Raw genomic sequence first — 19,055 nt, 5'->3', positions numbered from 1 at the left:
TGCCTTACCCTATTTACCCGCTGTTTATTGAGGTGAAAACTTTTTCATGGATTACCCGCGTCAACTGCTTGATCTGCCAAGGATGCTCTTTAGCGTAACTTTTATCGCGCTGATGACATTAGCCTGTTTCTGGGTGGTGCAGCCTTTTATCCTGGGTTTTGCCTGGGCCAGCATGGTGGTCATCGCCACCTGGCCGCTACTGATCAAAATCCAGGCGTTATTATGGGGACGCCGTTCGCTGGCGGTGCTCGTCATGACCCTGTTGCTGGTATTGTTGTTCGTCCTGCCGCTGTCCGTGCTTATCAGCAGCGTCATTGACAACAGCGCGCCGCTGGTGGCGTGGGCGACCGAGCCAAACCGGCTCACCCTGCCGGCGCTGCACTGGCTGCGCGATGTGCCGCTGGTCGGCCATAAGCTTTATTCCGGCTGGCAGGCGACGATTTCCGGTGGCGGCGGCCCGCTGGTGGCCAAGATACAGCCTTACATCGGCCAGTCGGCGACCTGGCTGTTGTCGCAGGTGGCGCAGGTGGGCAGTTTTCTTATCCATTGCGCCCTGATGCTGCTGTTCAGCGTACTGCTGTACATCCGTGGTGAACGGGTGGCTCTGGCGGTGCGCCATTTTGCCATCCGCCTGGGCGCCGAACGCGGCGACGCCTCGGTCCTGCTGGCTGCGCAAGCCATCCGGGCGGTGGCGCTGGGCGTGGTATTGACCGCCATCGTGCAAGCGGTATTGGGCGGCATCGGGCTGGCGGTATCCGGCATCCCCTTCGCCACCATTCTGACCATCATCATGTTTATCACCTGCATAGCCCAGTTGGGTCCGCTGCCCATCCTGATCCCAGCCATGATCTGGCTGTACTGGAGCGGCGATACCACCTGGGGCACGGTGCTGCTGGTATGGAGCTGCGTGGTCGCCACGCTCGACAATATTCTCCGGCCGATCTTTATCCGCATGGGCGCGGATTTACCGATCCTGCTGGTGCTGTGCGGCGTTATCGGCGGCCTGCTGGCGTTCGGGATGATTGGCCTGTTTATCGGGCCGGTGGTGCTGGCGGTATCTTACCGGCTGATCTTTGCCTGGGTGCACGAGGCGCCTTCGCCGAGTGAAATGCACGACCCCGAGAAACACCTCAGTGATTTGTCGGAATTCTAAGCTTAAATTTAATTCGCCAATATAATTTTTCCAGATGAGATAAAACTCATCTGGAAATTAATATACCAACATCATTAATTGTTAGCTTCTTTAACTTTTAATTTACTTATTCGGAGGATTCTTAATGACTCCGCCTCATGTAATTAATATTATTAGCACATCAATTAACTCAACTCACTGATTTTACATCAAGGTTTCCCCTGAGTTAAACGAATTGCTGTGTGTAGTCTTTGCCCGTCTCATAGGATGGGCTTTTTTTTCGCCTTTTTCCCCGCGCAGATAAATCATTGCCTTGGATATTGTTGCCATAAAAGGTGAGCTATAAATCTTTGGCTAAAACAAAAAAGCCGGGGGCGTCCCCGGCTTTTTTTTTCGGTGTTTTTCAGCGAACGGAATATCAGAGTTCGGCCAGGCTTAGCCAGGTCTTTACCACGGTATCCGGATTCAGGGACAAGCTGTCGATACCCTGCTCCATCAGCCAGGCGGCGAAATCTTCATGATCCGAGGGACCCTGCCCGCAGATACCGACGTATTTACCTTGCCCCTTGGCCGCTTTGATAGCCATCGACAGCAGGGCTTTTACCGCCTCGTCCCGCTCGTCGAACAATTCGGAGACTAATCCTGAGTCGCGGTCCAGGCCCAGCGCCAACTGCGTCATATCATTCGACCCGATGGAAAATCCGTCAAAGTGTTGCAGGAACTGATCCGCCAGCAGGGCGTTGGAGGGAATTTCGCACATCATGATGATTTTCAGCCCCTGCTCGCCGCGTTTCAATCCCTGGCGCGCCAGCTCATCCACCACCGCCTTGCCCTGGGCGACGGTACGCACGAACGGCACCATGATTTCCACGTTGGTCAGTCCCATGTCGTTGCGCACGCGTTTAATGGCGTCGCACTCCAGCGCAAAACAGGCTTTGAAATTCTCGGAAACGTAACGGCCCGCGCCGCGAAAGCCCAGCATCGGGTTTTCCTCGTCGGGTTCGTAGCGCTCGCCCCCCACCAGGTTGGCGTATTCATTGGATTTGAAGTCGGACAGGCGCACGATCACCCGTTTCGGCCAGAATGCCGCGGCAAGCGTGGAAACGCCTTCGGTAAGGCGGGCAATGTAGTATTCCTTGGGGCTGTCATAGCCCTGGATCAAATCGTTGATTTCCTGTTTCAGCTTCGGCGTCTGATCATCGAACTCCAGCAGCGCGCGGGGATGGACCCCAATCATACGATTGATGATAAACTCCAGTCGCGCCAGGCCCACACCGTCGTTGGGCAGCCCGGCAAAATCAAATGCCCGGTCGGGATTGCCGACGTTCATCATGATCTTCAGCGGCAGCGCCGGCATCTTATCGATGGCGGAACTGTTAACGGCGAAATCCAGCCGTTCCTGGTAGACGTAACCGGTATCGCCCTCGGCGCAGGAGACGGTAACCTCCAGGCCCTCGGCAAGGCGCTCGGTGGCGTCGCCGCAGCCCACCACCGCCGGGATGCCCAGTTCACGGGCGATGATCGCCGCATGGCACGTGCGCCCGCCGCGATTGGTCACGATGGCGGAGGCTTTTTTCATGATCGGTTCCCAATCCGGGTCGGTCATGTCGGTGACCAGCACATCCCCGGCCGCGACCCGATCCATTTCGCTGATATCATGAATCACCTTAACCGGACCGGCGCCGATGCGATGACCGATGGCCCGCCCTTCAATCAGCACCTCGCCGCGGGATTTAAGCTGGTAGCGCTCCATCACCTGGCCGCGCGAGCGTACGGTTTCAGGCCGCGCCTGGACAATAAACAACTGGCCGGTATGGCCGTCCTTGGCCCATTCGATATCCATCGGCCGCTGGTAATGCTGTTCGATTTGCAGCGCCTGACGCGCCAGATCCTGCACTTCCTCATCGGTAAGGGCGAAACGGCGACGCTCGCGTTCGGGAACATCCTCGATGCGCACCTGTTTACTGTGTTCCTGGCTATCGGCATACACCATGCGGATTTTTTTCGAGCCGATATTGCGCCGGACAATCGCCGGTTTGCCCGCCGCCAGCGTGGGTTTATGCACATAGAATTCATCGGGATTGACCGCGCCCTGCACCACCATTTCACCCAGGCCGTAGGCGGCGGTAATAAACACCACCTGGTCAAAACCGGATTCGGTATCGATGGTAAACATCACGCCGGCCGCCGCCAGATCGGAGCGGACCATGCGCTGTACCCCGGCAGAAAGCGCCACGCCGCGGTGGTCGTAGCCCTGGTGTACCCGGTAGGAAATGGCGCGATCGTTGAACAGCGAGGCGTAGACGTGCTTGATGGCCGTCATGACGGCATCAATGCCCTGGACATTGAGAAAGGTTTCCTGCTGGCCGGCGAACGAGGCGTCGGGCATATCCTCGGCGGTGGCGGAGGAACGCACCGCAAACGACGCCTCGTCGTCATCCGCCGACAGCTGCCCGTACGCGGCGCTGATGGCGTTTGCGAGTTCCGGCTGGAAAGGGGTATCGATAATCCATTGCCGAATCTGCTTCCCGGCCTGGGACAATGCGCCGATATCGTCGATATCAGTATGATCCAGCAGATCATAGATACGCTGGTTGATGCCGCTCTGATTGAGAAAATCATTAAACGCTTTGGCCGTGGTGGCGAAACCGTTCGGCACGGAAACCCCCAGGGCGGATAAATGGGTAATCATTTCCCCCAGAGAAGCATTCTTACCACCAACGCGGTCTACGTCATGCATTCCGAGCTGGTTGTACCATAATACGCTATCTGAATCATTGTCAGTCTGAGACATCTGATCATCCTTTTATAACTTATAATGAAATAGGGTATTGCTAGTGATAATGCCGGGTGTTAACGATTATTTGACAGAGCGTAGCATAAACTTTATTGCATCTGCCTAGGATGAATCGTGCCAGCGCCAAAAATCAGAGTTTGCCGCAATGGATTTATCGATAAAAACACCCTTAAAGCAACATGCGTACTACATCAGGAGAACATCATGGAACGCAGCGTATTCTTTATTTCCGACGGCACGGCCATTACCGCTGAAGTGGTCGGCCACGCGGTGCTGTCCCAATTTCCCGTCTCCACCACCAGCTATACCCTGCCGTTTGTGGAAACCGAGACCCGGGCCATGGCGGTGAGCGAGCAGATCAATGCGCTCTATAAACAGAGCGGCGTGCGTCCCCTGGTGTTTTATTCCATCGTATCGCCGGTTATCCGCACCATTGTGGAAAACAGCGCCGGATTTTGCCAGGACGTAGTCCAGGCGCTGGTGGCGCCGCTACAGCAGGAACTGGGATTGGCACCGGATCCGGTGGCGCATCGCACCCATGGGCTGACCGCCACCAACCTGACCAAATACGATGCCCGCATCGCCGCCATCGATTACACCTTGGCCCATGATGACGGCATCTCGCTGCGCAACCTGGATCAGGCGCAGATTATCCTGCTGGGCGTGTCGCGCTGCGGCAAAACCCCCACCAGCATTTACCTCGCCATGCAGTACGGTATCCGCGCCGCCAATTATCCCTTTATCGCCGACGACATGGATAACCTGCGCCTGCCGGCGGCGCTGAAACCCTACCATGATAAACTGTTCGGCCTGACCATCGATCCGGAGCGTCTGGCGGCCATTCGCGATGAACGCATGAACAACAGCCAGTACGCCTCGCTGCGCCAGTGCCGGCTGGAAGTTAACGAAGTCCAGTCGCTGTTTCGCAACCATCAGATCCCTTTTCTCAACTCCACCAATCATTCAGTAGAGGAAATGGCGACCAAAATAATGGATTTACTGGGCTTGAACCGGCGCATGTACTAATGCAAATTGCATTATTTTTTTTGAATTCATCTGCTTTTGGTTTATTGTGATCGGCATCACTTCCCGGTATTTCCACCGTTGCGAAGAAGCCATTTTAGAGATTGTCCATGTTTAACACAGATGAATTGCGCACCAGGCGCATTGGTCGTCTTATTGAGCCGGCGAAGCTTGCCGAACTTTTGCCTCTCACCCCGCAGATAACGGATCATGTCAACGGCGCACGCCGGCGCATTGAAAATATCCTTCACGGCAACGATCCGCGCCTGCTGGTGGTGGTGGGCCCCTGCTCCATCCATGATACCGACGCCGCCATCGATTATGCGCGCCAGTTGAATACCCTGCGCGTTCGCTACCAGGATCGCCTGGAGATCGTTATGCGCGCCTATTTTGAAAAACCGCGCACAGTGGTCGGATGGAAAGGCATGATTTCCGATCCTGGCCTGGACGGCAGCTATCGTGTCAATGACGGGCTGGCAGCCGCGCGCCGCCTGCTGCTGGCGCTGAATGAAATGGGGATGCCCACCGCCACGGAATTTCTTGATATGGTGATCGGCCAGTATATTGCCGATTTAATCAGCTGGGGCGCCATCGGCGCCCGCACCACTGAAAGCCAGATCCACCGGGAAATGGCGTCGGCGCTGTCATGCCCGGTCGGGTTTAAAAACGGTACCGACGGCAACACACAAATCGCCGTTGACGCCATTCGCGCCGCCCGCGCTTCCCATATGTTCCTGTCGCCGGATAAGCAGGGCCAAATGACCATTTACCAAACGTCCGGCAATCCCTACGGCCATATCATCATGCGCGGCGGGCGCACGCCTAATTACCACGCCGCGGATGTGCAGCAGGCCTGCGCCCATTTGCAGGAGTTCGGGCTACCGCCGCATTTGCTGGTGGATTTCAGCCATGGCAACAGCCAGAAGCAGTATCGCCGCCAGCTGGACGTGGCCGAATCGGTATGCGCGCAGATACGCGGCGGCTCACGGCGGGTGGCGGGCGTGATGGCCGAAAGTTTCCTGGTGGAAGGCAGCCAGGCCCTGCTACCCGGCCAGGCGTTGACCTATGGCCAATCCATTACCGACGGCTGCCTGGGCTGGGAAGATACCGAAAGACTGCTGGCCATGCTGGCCAACGCGGTGGATACCCGCTTTTGAGCGCATGGACCCCGTCAAAATAGCGCCGAGCTTAGTTAACGCGCCAAGGCCGCCTGAAGGCGGCTTTTTAGATAATAATCCCCACAAAAAACGACGGCAATAAAATCTCATTTTTTGTTAAACCGCCACAAAGTATTAAGTTTTGATTCACCCGCGCAGTGATATGATAAACCCATGCTGGCAAATATTAACATCATTGCACCCGCACGATATATCATTCACCGATCACGACCATAATCTTGCCCGCATAATAACCCCATTAATCATTGTCAATCATAATGAATAAGGAAGAATTCATGCCTAACATGACAAATGCAATAGATATTAACTCTCATGGCAATATGCGGTGCATCGATCAAAAATTGATGACACATAGTTCAAGACATCCTTATACCGAAGCGGTTATGAATGTCAAAAATATTTACTTAGAAGATAAAATCAATAAAACTGAAATAAATGGACACAGCACTGCCCGATATGGTGATGCACAAGTAGAAAAGAACCATGAGAAAAATATCGACTATTTATTTTGTTGCGTCAATGAACTCCGAAATAACCTGGATTGTTTATTGCGCCCCGGCAATACAAAATATATCGCAATTGAATTAATGGGGAACAAAAAATCCATACCCGCAAAAAACATCTCATTGCCCAGCGGCAGGTCAATTTATGCTGGGTATGTTGAGGAAAGATTAATTGTTTCGGACGGCCGCAATTATCATATCGAACACTCCTGGCACACACCATTAACCTGGAAAGCAACTTTTGCCAATTTGCTTGCTCACCTTACCTACGCAAGCGGTTGGTCGAACGCAAAGGACCGGCCCGGCTGGATGCATAAAGCGTTTAACTGGCTTGGCAGCATGGGCGACCCGTTAATTTTCCCACAGGCCGACGGCAAGCCGTTAGTCCCTACCAATTTCACTTCCGGTAATGTTATTTACGCCGCGCAGGCTGATTTTTCGGCGCAGTTAGGCCCGGCAGACACGATTTCACGCGAGGAAAAAGACATTGAGACCACCACCTTATCACCGCCGGTCAAGCAGGCCTTGTCTTCTTCATCTGGGACCGATAAGGCAGTGAAGACCGCCGTTATTCCCAGTCAGTTAATATTTATTATCGATAGCCATGAGTTCAAAATTGCACCCGCGAATCTGGAAGCCAAGGCTCAGCTGCAAAGCCTTATACATTATTTTTTTCAGCAAAACGCAGCGCAGGTGGCCAATCCCCTGACCATGCTACTTGAATTTGACGCGTATATCGGCCGCGAAATGGCGATTATGTTTCATCAGGGTTTATATCTTAAAGAAAAAAACAACTCGCTTAATATTATTATTTTCAAGATGATTTCCGAAAACATTATTTCCACCATGAACATATTGGCGTTAAAAGGCTCACCCACTGCCGATGACATCGCCAAATATTCTGAAGATCAAATAAGAATTGGCGATTACATTACTGATTTAGAACAAAGAGTGCTGGATGCCACTCGGCGTGTTGATACTAAAATCATCAAAGAGTTGGTGTCGCACATAAGAAATAAAGACTTCCCCACAGCCAAAAAGGAAATAATCGATAATATTAAGCAATCTACATTTGAGATGCGTGTTTATTACAAAAGATTACTGCATTATTTCATATTATTCACTCAGGCCCTTGATGAATACCGACACCAAATGACCCTGGACGATTTCCCTTCATTGGAAAAAGCTTTGTACATTAATTCCCAAGATATTTACAGTGCGTTGATTAGCGGCAACTCTGAACATTTGACAAACAGTTTAATAAAGCTAAAATTCCTTTATATCTTCGAATATACACGTTCCAATGGCATCAGTATATTTACATCAAATTTTATCGTACCGGGAGAAATATCAAACCTGTGGCATATTTTTGTTGAAGATGAAATTGAATTCGACAAAGAGGGGATGAATAAATTATTTGCCGAGGAATTAATAAGTTTCATTTATCAACACAAAACGTCGCACCTGCATTTCGATCAAGCTTTGGATTTAATCGAAATTTCCCGCCTAGATGAAATAAACACAAACGATAAAAGCAATTGGATGGAAAATAACATAAGCTATTTTTATCGTGCACAGGAAATATTATCAAATATTATCGAAGCTAACCAATTTGAAAAAGAAAAATTCCTTGAGAATATTTTTTGGTATAATGACTTCGTCAGCAGGCTTCACAATGACAAAACGCTATTCATTATGATGACATATTTAATTAATTTGCAAAAGTTATTTATTAATGAAGTGGTTAATTTTCGAAGCAATAAAAGACATATAGTTGCAACAACTCAAGAACAACGTATCGCAGCTGCAAAAATTGAAGCGGCACGAAATATATCCCTAAAGGAAACGCAAGAAAAAGATGATTATAGCTTAATACTGGAATATAATAATCTCGAATCAAACGGTCACTTAGAAGTTCTAACCAAGGCCGCGGTTGCCTGGTATATGTCACAACAAAATAATATCGATGATGGTTTTTTAAGCGCTATCAATGTACTCTATATACTCAAACACTTTATCTCGGCTCAACAGAAAATCTCACATGAGCATCACATTCGGCAGCAACAACCTTTCACCAGTGTTTTCCAGCTCAAACCTTCATCACAGATAGATTCGGCTGATGGATATTATAATCAATTCAGATACTACAAAATTCATGATTCTTTTTCTGAAGCACAAAAACTCACCATGATTGCCTTAAATAACTCAACTTTGAATTATTTAGATGTTATTTATCCACCAAAAGACATTATCTGCTTCAAGATATTTTCCCGCAATTACGTTACTAACCATTTATCCCCCTTTACAACGGTATATCTCCCTGCGGAAAATCTTGGCTATCTATCCATTGCAACATTACATAGCAACCGGCAGGTATTATTATCCACATTGAATGGTTTCCCATTCATCGCCGATATCGACACACCGGAAAAAACCGACATTATCCTTCAAATGAAATCATATTGGGCTAATTGCGATAGTATTTTTTCGTTACGCAATCGGCCTCAGTTTCCTATTAATGAAACGACACTAGCGTCGCTATTCCCCAAAATCGACGCCAATAGTAATAGACTAACGTCCATGGTTGAAATACTGCTGCGTCCTCCCGAGGAGGAATCAATCGACATCGCCGCGCCGGCATATGGGTTGGTTGCCGTAAAAGATAATGATATAAATTTAATCATCACACCTTATACACCTCAGCAACAGAATACATTCCAACCCTTAAGCATCAACCACTCTTTACTAACAAATTTTGACTATATGAATCAGGCAACATTGATATCCATTGCTGATGAGTTGAAAGAAAAGTTATATGAAGCCACTTGGTTGGAATACATTGCCGCTTTTATCCCATTTTTCACCACGCTTTGCCGTCACTGGCATGATGAAGAGCATGAAATAAAATTTGAAGACGTTATTTTTGATATTTATGATCTAATGTTGACATTAGCTTCTTTTACCGGCCAGTTTAAAAAAATATCTGAAAACACATTAAAACATGCCTTACATAAGGCCATCGAGCAGAAAATACGGCATGATCTTTTTAAAAAATTTGTCATCAACGAGTTAATCAACGCATCCCCGGAAATAGGGATAAAGTTTACCAAAACCGCTCTAAATGAATTCTTTTCTTACTTTAACGTTATCCATCCTTCAGGTAAGGCTTTATCGGTCTTTGTAGATAATATACAAGTTAACATTCTAGATTCAATAGCGATCGCTAATCGCGCCTTAAAATCCGATAGTGCATTTAAAAAAAAACTCCGCCAACCTTGGAGAGCAAATGTAAGTGATAATATATTAGAAACATTAAACACAGGAGTTGCCACAACAAATTCAACATCGGCTGAATTATTTTACGTCATCAATAATAATGACTACTTCCCGGTATTTTGGGATAAATATAACGGTGAATGGAGAATCATCAATTCACATGGCCCCAATTATAAAAACTTTGCTATTCCCGTTGCCCGCACCCATTCTGGCAACTGGGTTGCGAGCGCGGGGCAATTAGTGGACTTGAAATTTTCATCCTTCAGCATAAGTCCAATGAATCACAAGAAATTTGATAATAAAATAATCTTCATGGAGCCTATAAAAACAAGTAGTTATCAAAACATTTCAGATAATTATTTAATTGATTTCCATAAAAAAATATTACATTTTTATCTACAAAGGCATTATTACTCACAAAGGATAATTGGCGCCGAGATAGACATTAATGTTTTTCTGGATCACTCTTTTCATTTTTTTTCCATCAAGCAAGAAATACTGGCTTTACAAGAATTTAATGGATTTACTTATGATATAAAATCAAGCGAACTTGTGATAAAAACGTTAAGTGGCATTGATGATAGCAAAGTGCAATTCCGAGCAGTATGCGGCTGGCGCAGCAAGAACGACATGATGGCAGAAACATATTTCGCCTTGGCCATTAAGATAGGAGAGATGAAATACATCCTTGATTTAAATGAAATCCGTTCTATTTTTGGCTTCAATGACACAAGAGATGTTTTCACAGAAAACGAATGGGTCATGATGATGAATAACTCACCGTCTCCCTTTGAACTGATAAAATTTAAAGATTTTGAATTTATTGGTGATGCCAAATATTTTAATTATCGTGAGGCGACAGCACCGCACACTTATATAAAAAATGGGTTTTTACTAAAAGAGCCCTCTTGGTATAGATCATTAACTATAAAAACAAATACCAGTTTAAAGAACCTCAATGTTTTTCAAGAAACTATTGTTAATCCTGAAATTCATTTAGTAGCAAGAGTATTGCGAAATCATTTCGAAAGTTATAATTTTAATGAAGAATTTATTTTATATGTGTTACTAAAATCTGCAATAATTGATAATGCGGGCGCCGCAAGATTATTAAATCTAATCACCCAGGCCAAATCCAACAGGGTGATGAGTCTAGCCATTTTAAGTAATCAGCAAATAATACCCTCTACCTCCGCCTTATTAAAAATCAATAAAGGTAAACTGATTGCTGTTTTTAATTATCTCGATCAGCTTGAGCATTTATTGCTATGTTTGGGTAATGGACGTTTCATAGGTTTGGGCAATGATTTTTTTGGTTTTGCACCCCAGGCAAGAGCCACGTTAATTATCGCCGAGCAGATGGGTACCTTCATCCATGGTCTGTTAAAACCTCATCATGTGGAACAAACTTTTACAGTATTCGCCGGTGATGCGTTCGGCGCGAAAGACGATGCCCCGGTAATGCTGGACGATGTTCCCAGAGAGAAAATCCCTGAATATTTTATCGATGGTCGCATAAAAAAATATCGGGAACAACATATTCCCCGGGAACAGGTACTGTTGGGTAAAGATTGCCATATATCCCGCATTAACGGAGCCACGCCGCGTTTATCTATAAAATTGCGTGGCACACCTTTTATGGTTAATCATATGGACGTTGTCGAGTTTTCCGACATCCTTAAAGGACTGAAATATTTAGATGGTGAGAAATTTGATTTGCGTAGTATTAACAGCATCGAGTTGACATCCTGCTTCAGTGGCTATGGAAGCCGCTATTCTACCGCGCAGGCCCTGGCTAATGAACTGGGGATTAGGGTTTATACTGTACCACCTTATATCAGTGATACTGTAAGGTTAAGAAGGCCTGAATGGTTTCATGACTATTATCCCGAAGAAGTTAGTATGAGCACGAAGGGCACTCCCAGCGAACTGCCGCATTGGACTCACCACCAGGAATATATCAAAGTGCAAAATATGCAGCGCGCAATGCACGAAATTTTGTATGCCATGCGCGACGTTATTCGCCGATTGGAATTCATACAACGCGGGCAAAATATTACAGACAGTCCCTTTCATGGTGTGTCCCAACACGTTCCTTTTATTTACATCGACATATTGCGGTTATTCTACCCACCTAACCCTCACCACCCTCTTATTGTAGGGGATATAATATTGCGTCCCGATTCTCTTAAATTGCTTAAAGAAATTATCGCGGATTATACTATTGTCGCCGGCAACGAGGTTTTCATTATCGAACAAGCCTTTATGGATATTATCCTATCAATTGATGAGTATAAATATTTATCCAATCAATTTAATACTACCTCTCTTCAAGACTAAGCGCACGAGCACACTGTCTTAGCTCAAGCACAGAATCACTCAATGCCGGTCTCAGTCAGGCGGCGGCGCGGGAAAGTCGTTAAACGCCGGTCCGTCGTCAAACGGACGGCGCGGAGTCTGGTGTGGCCCGGCCAAATGTGGCGTTGTTTTGTTCGGCCCAGCTGATTATTTGCTGGGCCAGAGAGTGGCGCAGGATAAGGTGGCGATTTTAAGAGGTCACGCCCATGTCGTGCCGCTACCCAATAAATGCAGCGTCTCAAACGCCTGAAACCCGCGCCCTACGCAGCGGGGGGCTGCCATGGAGAAAGGAGAACCCTGTAATACCGGTGTCTGTGCCACGGCGCTAAGACGTTCAAGTGTCGAAAGACTGGCGGCATTTTTTTACTGGCGACGACGTCAAATCAACAGGCTAAATACGCCGCGCCCGCCTATCGGCTTTATGCCAGTTGACATTGCATATGTCGTCATAGCTGTCCGATGCATGGATAAGCATAGGCGAAAGACTATTTACCAAACGACGGGTAACCGTAGCGGCCATATCATTATACGCGGTGGCTACCTGGGCTGACAGTGAATAGCCACCTGAGCGGCTGGCCGGTGCGGTTGATTTGCGCAGCCGACGGCAAAAAGCAAGTTAAGCCAGCCTTTATGGGCCGGCATCAAAGGTTGCCCTTCCCTGCGGCTTTTTTATGGCGGATTATCACCGCGTGTCCCCGACTTAACCTCTCAATCAATTAAACAAAATCTTATTAAAGCTTAATTAAGCTACCCGTTTATATTATGGTAGGTCACTAACTCCTTGCATAACCAATAATACCAGCCGGAAATAGGTCATACACCCTTTATCATTGACGTTATCTGGCCCGTACTCATTTCGCCCTCAACCTCGTGAGCATCAGCACAACTTAAGGAAATATATGGTTAATTTAATCAATTACGGCACATCCAATGCCCCATCGGCGTCATCTTTTTATTTGAAACCAATAAATAGTTTGCATTCATTTTCAAAAGTTATCATTAAAGCTAGAAATATTAATCACCCAAAAGAGCCAGATATTCGCCATCAAGGAAACCAGACGGTTATTGCCGGCGACAAACAGCGGTCCACGCCGGGCTCAGATGATAGAATTAATTATTTATATCAATGTGCAAATGAATTAATTCGCAACAAAGACTGCTTACTCACGGCCGGCGGCGTACGTTATATTAATATCACGCTAATGGATACAACAATTAATCTCCCCGTCAGGCATATTACTTTGCCGAGCGGCCGGGCTATTCTAGCGGGATATTTGGACAGCCGGTTGGTTGTGGTCCACGAAAATAATTATTATATTGAAGATCTGCTGCAGGCGCCCCTCACTGTCACCTCGGCGCTGGGCCAATTGCTGGCGCACCTGGCTCAGGGATATAACACGGGGTATATCCTGGCGCGCCCGGCTTGGCTGGATACGGCTTTAAACTGGTTCGCCAACGCGCGGGATCCGCTGATATTCCCCCAGACGAGCGGCCTGCAGCTCCATGAGCCCGCAGGGCGCCAAACCCTTTATTCAGCCGCTGCCGAGATATCAGCGCATCCGGCCCCCGCGGGCGATAGCCCACGCCCATTAGAAGTCAAGCCGGCTCCGGCGCTTCCAACAGACGCCGTGATGCCCCATCCGCTCGGTGCGCGCGCTGATGGCTCGCCTGAGCTTGGCCGCTTTTTCATTGATGACCAGGAATTCAACCTTACACCCGCCAATCCCGCCGGCCGGGCGGTGTTACATGAGCTGGGGCGGGAATTGCAGGCGACGGGCGTTAACCTTGCCAACGGCAATCGCGAGACTTTAATAGAGTTAGACAAGCTTATCGCCGCCAAGGCTGAAGATATATTTTATTATGGGCTTTATTTTAAAGACAAAGCGTATGTACTGCACGTACTGATCCTTAAAACGTTAACCGAAAAACTCTTGACGTCGTTGCTGGGTTTAAGCGCAACAGACACCGACGGTCATCGCCTGATCAAACAGCATATGGCTGATTATAAAACTCTGCACGACTATATTCCGGATATAGAAGGAAAGCTTGTCGAGGCTTATGAAGATATCAATATCGATATCATTAGTCATACTGTAGCTTTGCTGAAAAACAGGGATTTCGCCTCAGTCGTAAATGAACAGATATTAAAAATAAAAAATACCTCATTTTATGATCATGCCTTTCATGTCGAAATATACAACACGCTCAAAGTCATGAAAATAGCTCATGATGAATATACCGCACAGCTTTTCCAAGCCGACCATACCACTTTGGAACGGGTCACTTACACGACCAATCAGGACATTTACACCGCTCTGATTGATAACAATAAAAAAGCCTTAACCGAGAGCCTGCTGAAATTAAGGTTTTATTATATATTTGAGTATACCCGTTTTAATGAAATAAGCGTTCATACTAATAACTTTTTATTGCCAGGAGAAATGACCAATCTTGGATACCCTTTCGTCGCTGATGAAACTATAATTGATATTGCGGATATGGAAAGACTCTTTATAAATGAGGCGGAAAATTACATCCATTTTAGACATAATAATCATACCCATCTAAATTTTATACTTAAAATGGTAGAGTTATCTCGGCTGAACGAAGTTCAACCTGAAGATGAGGCATCCTGGCAAGAAAAAAACATTGCACCCTGGGACCAGGCATATGCTATTTTATCGGAAATACTGATTGCAAATTACCAAGAGCAAGAAAAATTCCACACAGAGCAGAAATGGTATAACGACTTAAAAATAAACTCACATGCATATAAGTCAACGCTTATATTACTTGCTTACTTCAAGAATTTGCAAAGAATATTTATTAACATCATTGATTATTTTAGGGGCAAAAATATAACACTTGTAGCGGATAATGCTGAACAATATATTGCTGCGGCAAAAATTGAGGCGATGAGAACCGAAACTAAAAAAACGCAAGGCCACCATACAGATTATCAGATGCTTTTGTCATATCAGCGACGGGTTTTGGAAGGTGATGTTGAACTTATGATGAAAGCCTCCGTATTTTGGTATCTAAGCACAAAAAACAATTTTGATGAAGACCTATTGTCTTCATTACAAGCATTGTATATTCTAAGAAGTTTTGTCAGCGAACAACAGCATTTTTTCATTGAGTATAAAACGCGCGAACAAGTGGGCCATTTAAGCATTTATCAATTGTCACCTTCAGATAAAAAAGATTCTTTAGAAGATTATTATAAACAATTTTATGATTATAAGCATTTTTACGCCGGTCATGAAGCCCGTAAAAGCAGCCTGGCGGCGATTAACTTGTCCGCAATCGATTATGTCGACGCCATATACCCGCCAAAAGAAATATTTTGCTTTGAAGTTTTCTCGCGAAACTATGTTTCTAACAGCCTATCCCCGTTTAATTATGTTTATTTCCCCCATAAAAATATTGGCTACCTCTCACTTTTGCGATTACAAAGCGGCAAGCTTTTTCTTTTATCAACCCTTAGCGGTTATGTCTTTATCCATGACATTGATAAATTTGATAACCAGCCTTTTGTGCAACAGATGATGGCTTACTGGCGCGGCTATAACGCGAATAAGCAATCGGGGCGCCCAGAGCCGCTGGGGTGCGGGGCTGATTTCCTGGCGGGACTGTTTCCTGATATCGACGCTAACAGCGGCGATCTTACCACCATGATCGACCTGGTGCTTTCTCCTCCGGAAGACGAGCCCATGGGTATGCATGCGGCGCCCTTTACGCTGGTTGCAGTCAATAGTAGCGATATCATATCATTGATCAAACCCTATATTTCACAACCGATTGACTCGTCACCGCCGGTAAGTCTTGATACGCCGCTGATTACCAATATTGATTATTTGTCTCATGCGACACTGCTTACCATTGCCGATCGATTGAAAGAAACGCTGCGTAACCATAGTTGGCCTGAATATATAGCCTCGTTTATTCCTTTTTTCGATACGCTTTGCAAACACTGGTATGATAAAGAGCATGAAATAAAATTCAATGAAATCATGTTCGATCTATTTGATCTCATCACCACGATTGTATTTATGGGGGGGCAATTTAAAAAAATCCCTGAAAACACATTAAAACATGCATTATACAAAGCCATAAAAAACAATACACCGCGAGAGATGCTACAACGATTTATTCTTAATGAATTAGTGCTATCCGCACCTGAAGTGGGAAAAAAACTCGCCGCGGCGTCGGTTAAGGAATTTGCTTCTTTCCTTTTTCCGCTACAGCCTTACGGCAGCTTACTGTTTTTTCTTACCTTGAACATTAAAAATAAAATCACCGAAATTGTTTCAATCGTCAACGAAGCTATCAGAGCAGAATCACGGCGCAAGAAAAATTTGCGGCAGGCATGGAAAACAGATATTGATGCCCGTCTACTGGAAATAAAATCAACGGGTGTTTTGGTTGATAAAATCACGCAAAACAAATTATATTATGTTGTAAATGATAATGACTATTTCAAGGTTTTCTGGGATAAACATTATGGAGGATGGAGGATTATCAATAAAAAAATGACTAATGAAAAAGATTTTGCTGTGCCGGTAGTACGCAGCAGCACCGGCAATTGGATAGCCAGTGTCGGTAGTCGTTCCAGTCATTTCATTGCCTCCTACGATTTTTATGAAGTAGCAAAAAAAAACCGCAATCATATTGAGATAATACAATGTGAAGCTGCGCCCACCTTGTCAAAAAAACCGGATATCGATAACAGCACCATAGATTTCTATAAGCGCGTGATACGATTTTATCTTTATAAAAATGATTATGTGCGTGATATCATTAATCAAAACATACAGCATGAAAATTTTATTGGCAGATTTCATCGCAGCTTTTTCTTTCGGCAGGAGATTATTGATTCTTTAAAGTTTAACGGTTATAGCCAGGATGAAGAATTTCTGGTTTCCGCTATACGGGCCTTGACTGAAAAACAAGAAGGGATTATGCGTTTCCGTGCTATTTGCGGCTGGAAAAACAAGCATTCAACAGTACCTGAAACCTATTTTGCATTAACACTTGATATTGAAAATTATAAATTTATTATTGATCTTAAAGAAATGCGTGGTTCATTCATTTTACTGGATACCATGGATGTTTTCACCGAAAATGAATGGTTGAGCATGTATAATAAATCGCCATTAGAATTCGAACTCATTAAATATAAAGATATCGACTCATTAGAGGATGTTAATTATCTGACATACCGGGAGGCTACGTCGCCGTCCAGTATTCTTAAAAACGGTTTCTTGCTTAAAGAACCAACATGGTATTTTCCTTTGATTATCAGAAGCAATAATGCTCCTGGCAAACTAAAATATTCAACCGGTTATGTGCAATCATCCGATTTTCGTCTGGCCGCACGGGCATTACGCCATTCAACTTATACCTATACGTTTAAAGAAGAATTCCCCCTGCATGTTTTATACAAAACCAAAAAATTGGATAATGAAAGCGCAATAAAACTGACCCGAATGATAAACCAGGCAAAAATAGATAATTTTAATAGCCACGCCATTCTTTCCGACAAATTCAGGATAACATCCATAGAGAACATGCTCAAAATTAACGAAGGCAACCTTTTGGCGCTCTACAGCACGGCCAATTTACTTGAGCATCTATTGCTTTGTCAGGGCCACGGTCGATTTATCGGCATAGAAAATCACTTTTTTGATCCCGACCTGCCGGCAAGGGTTTCCATCGTTATCGCCGAACAAATGGGCACGTTCGGGCAAGGGCTGCTGACGCTGCGCCACAACGGCAAAAACCTCTTCGTCATGGCGGGCAAGGCCTTTGGCTCGAAGATTGAGATCCCCACATTAATGGATGAACTTCCTCGTGAAAAAGTGCCTATTTATCTGAGTGACGGCCAGCAAAGAGGCTACAGGGAGCAGCAGGTTTCGCGCGAAAAAATCCTGTTGGGAAAAGATTGTCATATCGACCTGATCAGTGATGCCAAGACGCGCTTAAGGATAAAACTGCATGGCGCGCCCTTTAATGTGAATAACATGGATGCCATTGAGTTTTCAGACATTGTCCGCGGGCTTTCGTATCTGGATAATGCCAAATTCAGGTTTCAGGATTTGGAAAGCATTGAACTTTTTTCCTGCTACAGCGGCTATGGCCACCGCTATTCGACGGGGCAAATCCTTGCCAATGAGCTAGGTCTGCCTATTAAGGCTTACCCGTATAAAATCAGCGACGATATCCGCCAGCGCAGGCCGGAATGGTTTACCTGGTTTCGACCGGGTAAGCAGCATATGAGCCCGGCCCGCGGCAGCGTCGATTCCTCTCATGGTTCCGAGGATGGAAGCTTCAGCCAAAGCCAGAGGATACATCGCCGGTTGCATGATTTGATAAGCTTCGTACTGAATATGCATAAAAGAATTTTAGTCCAGCGCAACAAGCGCGATCGTGCGGCGGCGCCAAATAACACCACGGCGACGGGCCCTATCCCGGCATCAGCCCCAAATGCTGGTCAAATGCCGTTAATCTATCTGGATATTTTGCAGCAATTATATGGCTATGCCCCGCCCAACGCGGATATCCCCCGTCATATACAATCCCTTAGTCCGCAGTCCTTACATATACTGGATGCCATTATCGCCGAATATCACTTAACCGGCGAGGAGGATCGCTTTATTGTCGAGCAGGCTTTTCTGGATGTCATACTCTCGCTGGACGAATATCGTTATCTGTCCGATTGGTTTGCTAATGAAATCAACCCGGGCGATCGGCACTGATGGCATAACCGGACGGATGACGGATAAAGG

6 protein-coding genes and 1 other RNA gene are annotated in these 19,055 nt (G+C 46.2%); 6 read left to right on the top strand and 1 reads right to left on the bottom strand.

Annotated features, from left to right (window positions below; genetic code table 11):
* Positions 1-46: 46 nt before the first annotated feature.
* Together ydiK and rprA are read left to right on the top strand one after the other, a co-directional pair.
* Positions 47-1,153, top strand: a complete 1,107-nt coding sequence (ydiK, locus tag ACL2XN_RS04945; protein ID WP_410015007.1) for an AI-2E family transporter YdiK — start codon at positions 47-49, stop codon at positions 1,151-1,153.
* A gap of 157 nt (positions 1,154-1,310) precedes the next feature.
* An RNA gene (gene rprA, locus ACL2XN_RS04940) (antisense sRNA RprA) lies at positions 1,311-1,415 on the top strand.
* A 135-nt stretch (positions 1,416-1,550) separates the two neighbouring features.
* On the opposite strand, the gene ppsA is transcribed toward rprA, so the two are convergent.
* Complete coding sequence (ppsA, locus tag ACL2XN_RS04935) at positions 1,551-3,926, bottom strand: phosphoenolpyruvate synthase (RefSeq protein ID WP_410015006.1); 2,376 nt, start codon at positions 3,924-3,926, stop codon at positions 1,551-1,553.
* Positions 3,927-4,133: 207 nt separating this feature from the next.
* Between ppsA and ACL2XN_RS04930 the strand changes: the two genes are divergently transcribed.
* From ACL2XN_RS04930 to ACL2XN_RS04915, 4 genes are all read left to right on the top strand, one after another.
* Entirely contained in the window at positions 4,134-4,955 is an 822-nt protein-coding gene (locus ACL2XN_RS04930; RefSeq protein WP_410015005.1) for a pyruvate, water dikinase regulatory protein, read from the top strand.
* Positions 4,956-5,062: 107 nt separating this feature from the next.
* The gene (locus tag ACL2XN_RS04925; RefSeq protein WP_410015004.1) at positions 5,063-6,109 is read left to right on the top strand and encodes a 3-deoxy-7-phosphoheptulonate synthase; all 1,047 of its coding nucleotides are present in this window, start codon (positions 5,063-5,065) and stop codon (positions 6,107-6,109) included.
* Positions 6,110-6,405: 296 nt separating this feature from the next.
* A complete protein-coding gene (locus tag ACL2XN_RS04920) occupies positions 6,406-12,249 on the top strand; it encodes a hypothetical protein (protein WP_413730409.1) in 5,844 nt (1,947 codons plus the stop codon).
* 917 nt (positions 12,250-13,166) lie between these two features.
* Positions 13,167-19,025 (top strand): hypothetical protein, encoded by a 5,859-nt coding sequence (locus ACL2XN_RS04915; RefSeq protein ID WP_413730408.1) that lies wholly within the window; start codon positions 13,167-13,169, stop codon positions 19,023-19,025.
* Positions 19,026-19,055 lie beyond the last annotated feature (30 nt).

The organism is Sodalis sp. RH22, assembly GCF_047324165.1.
In the GTDB taxonomy this organism is placed as follows: domain Bacteria; phylum Pseudomonadota; class Gammaproteobacteria; order Enterobacterales; family Enterobacteriaceae; genus Acerihabitans.
The sequence above is the reverse complement of the archived record's forward strand: the minus strand, read 5'-3'. Positions and strand labels throughout refer to the sequence as shown.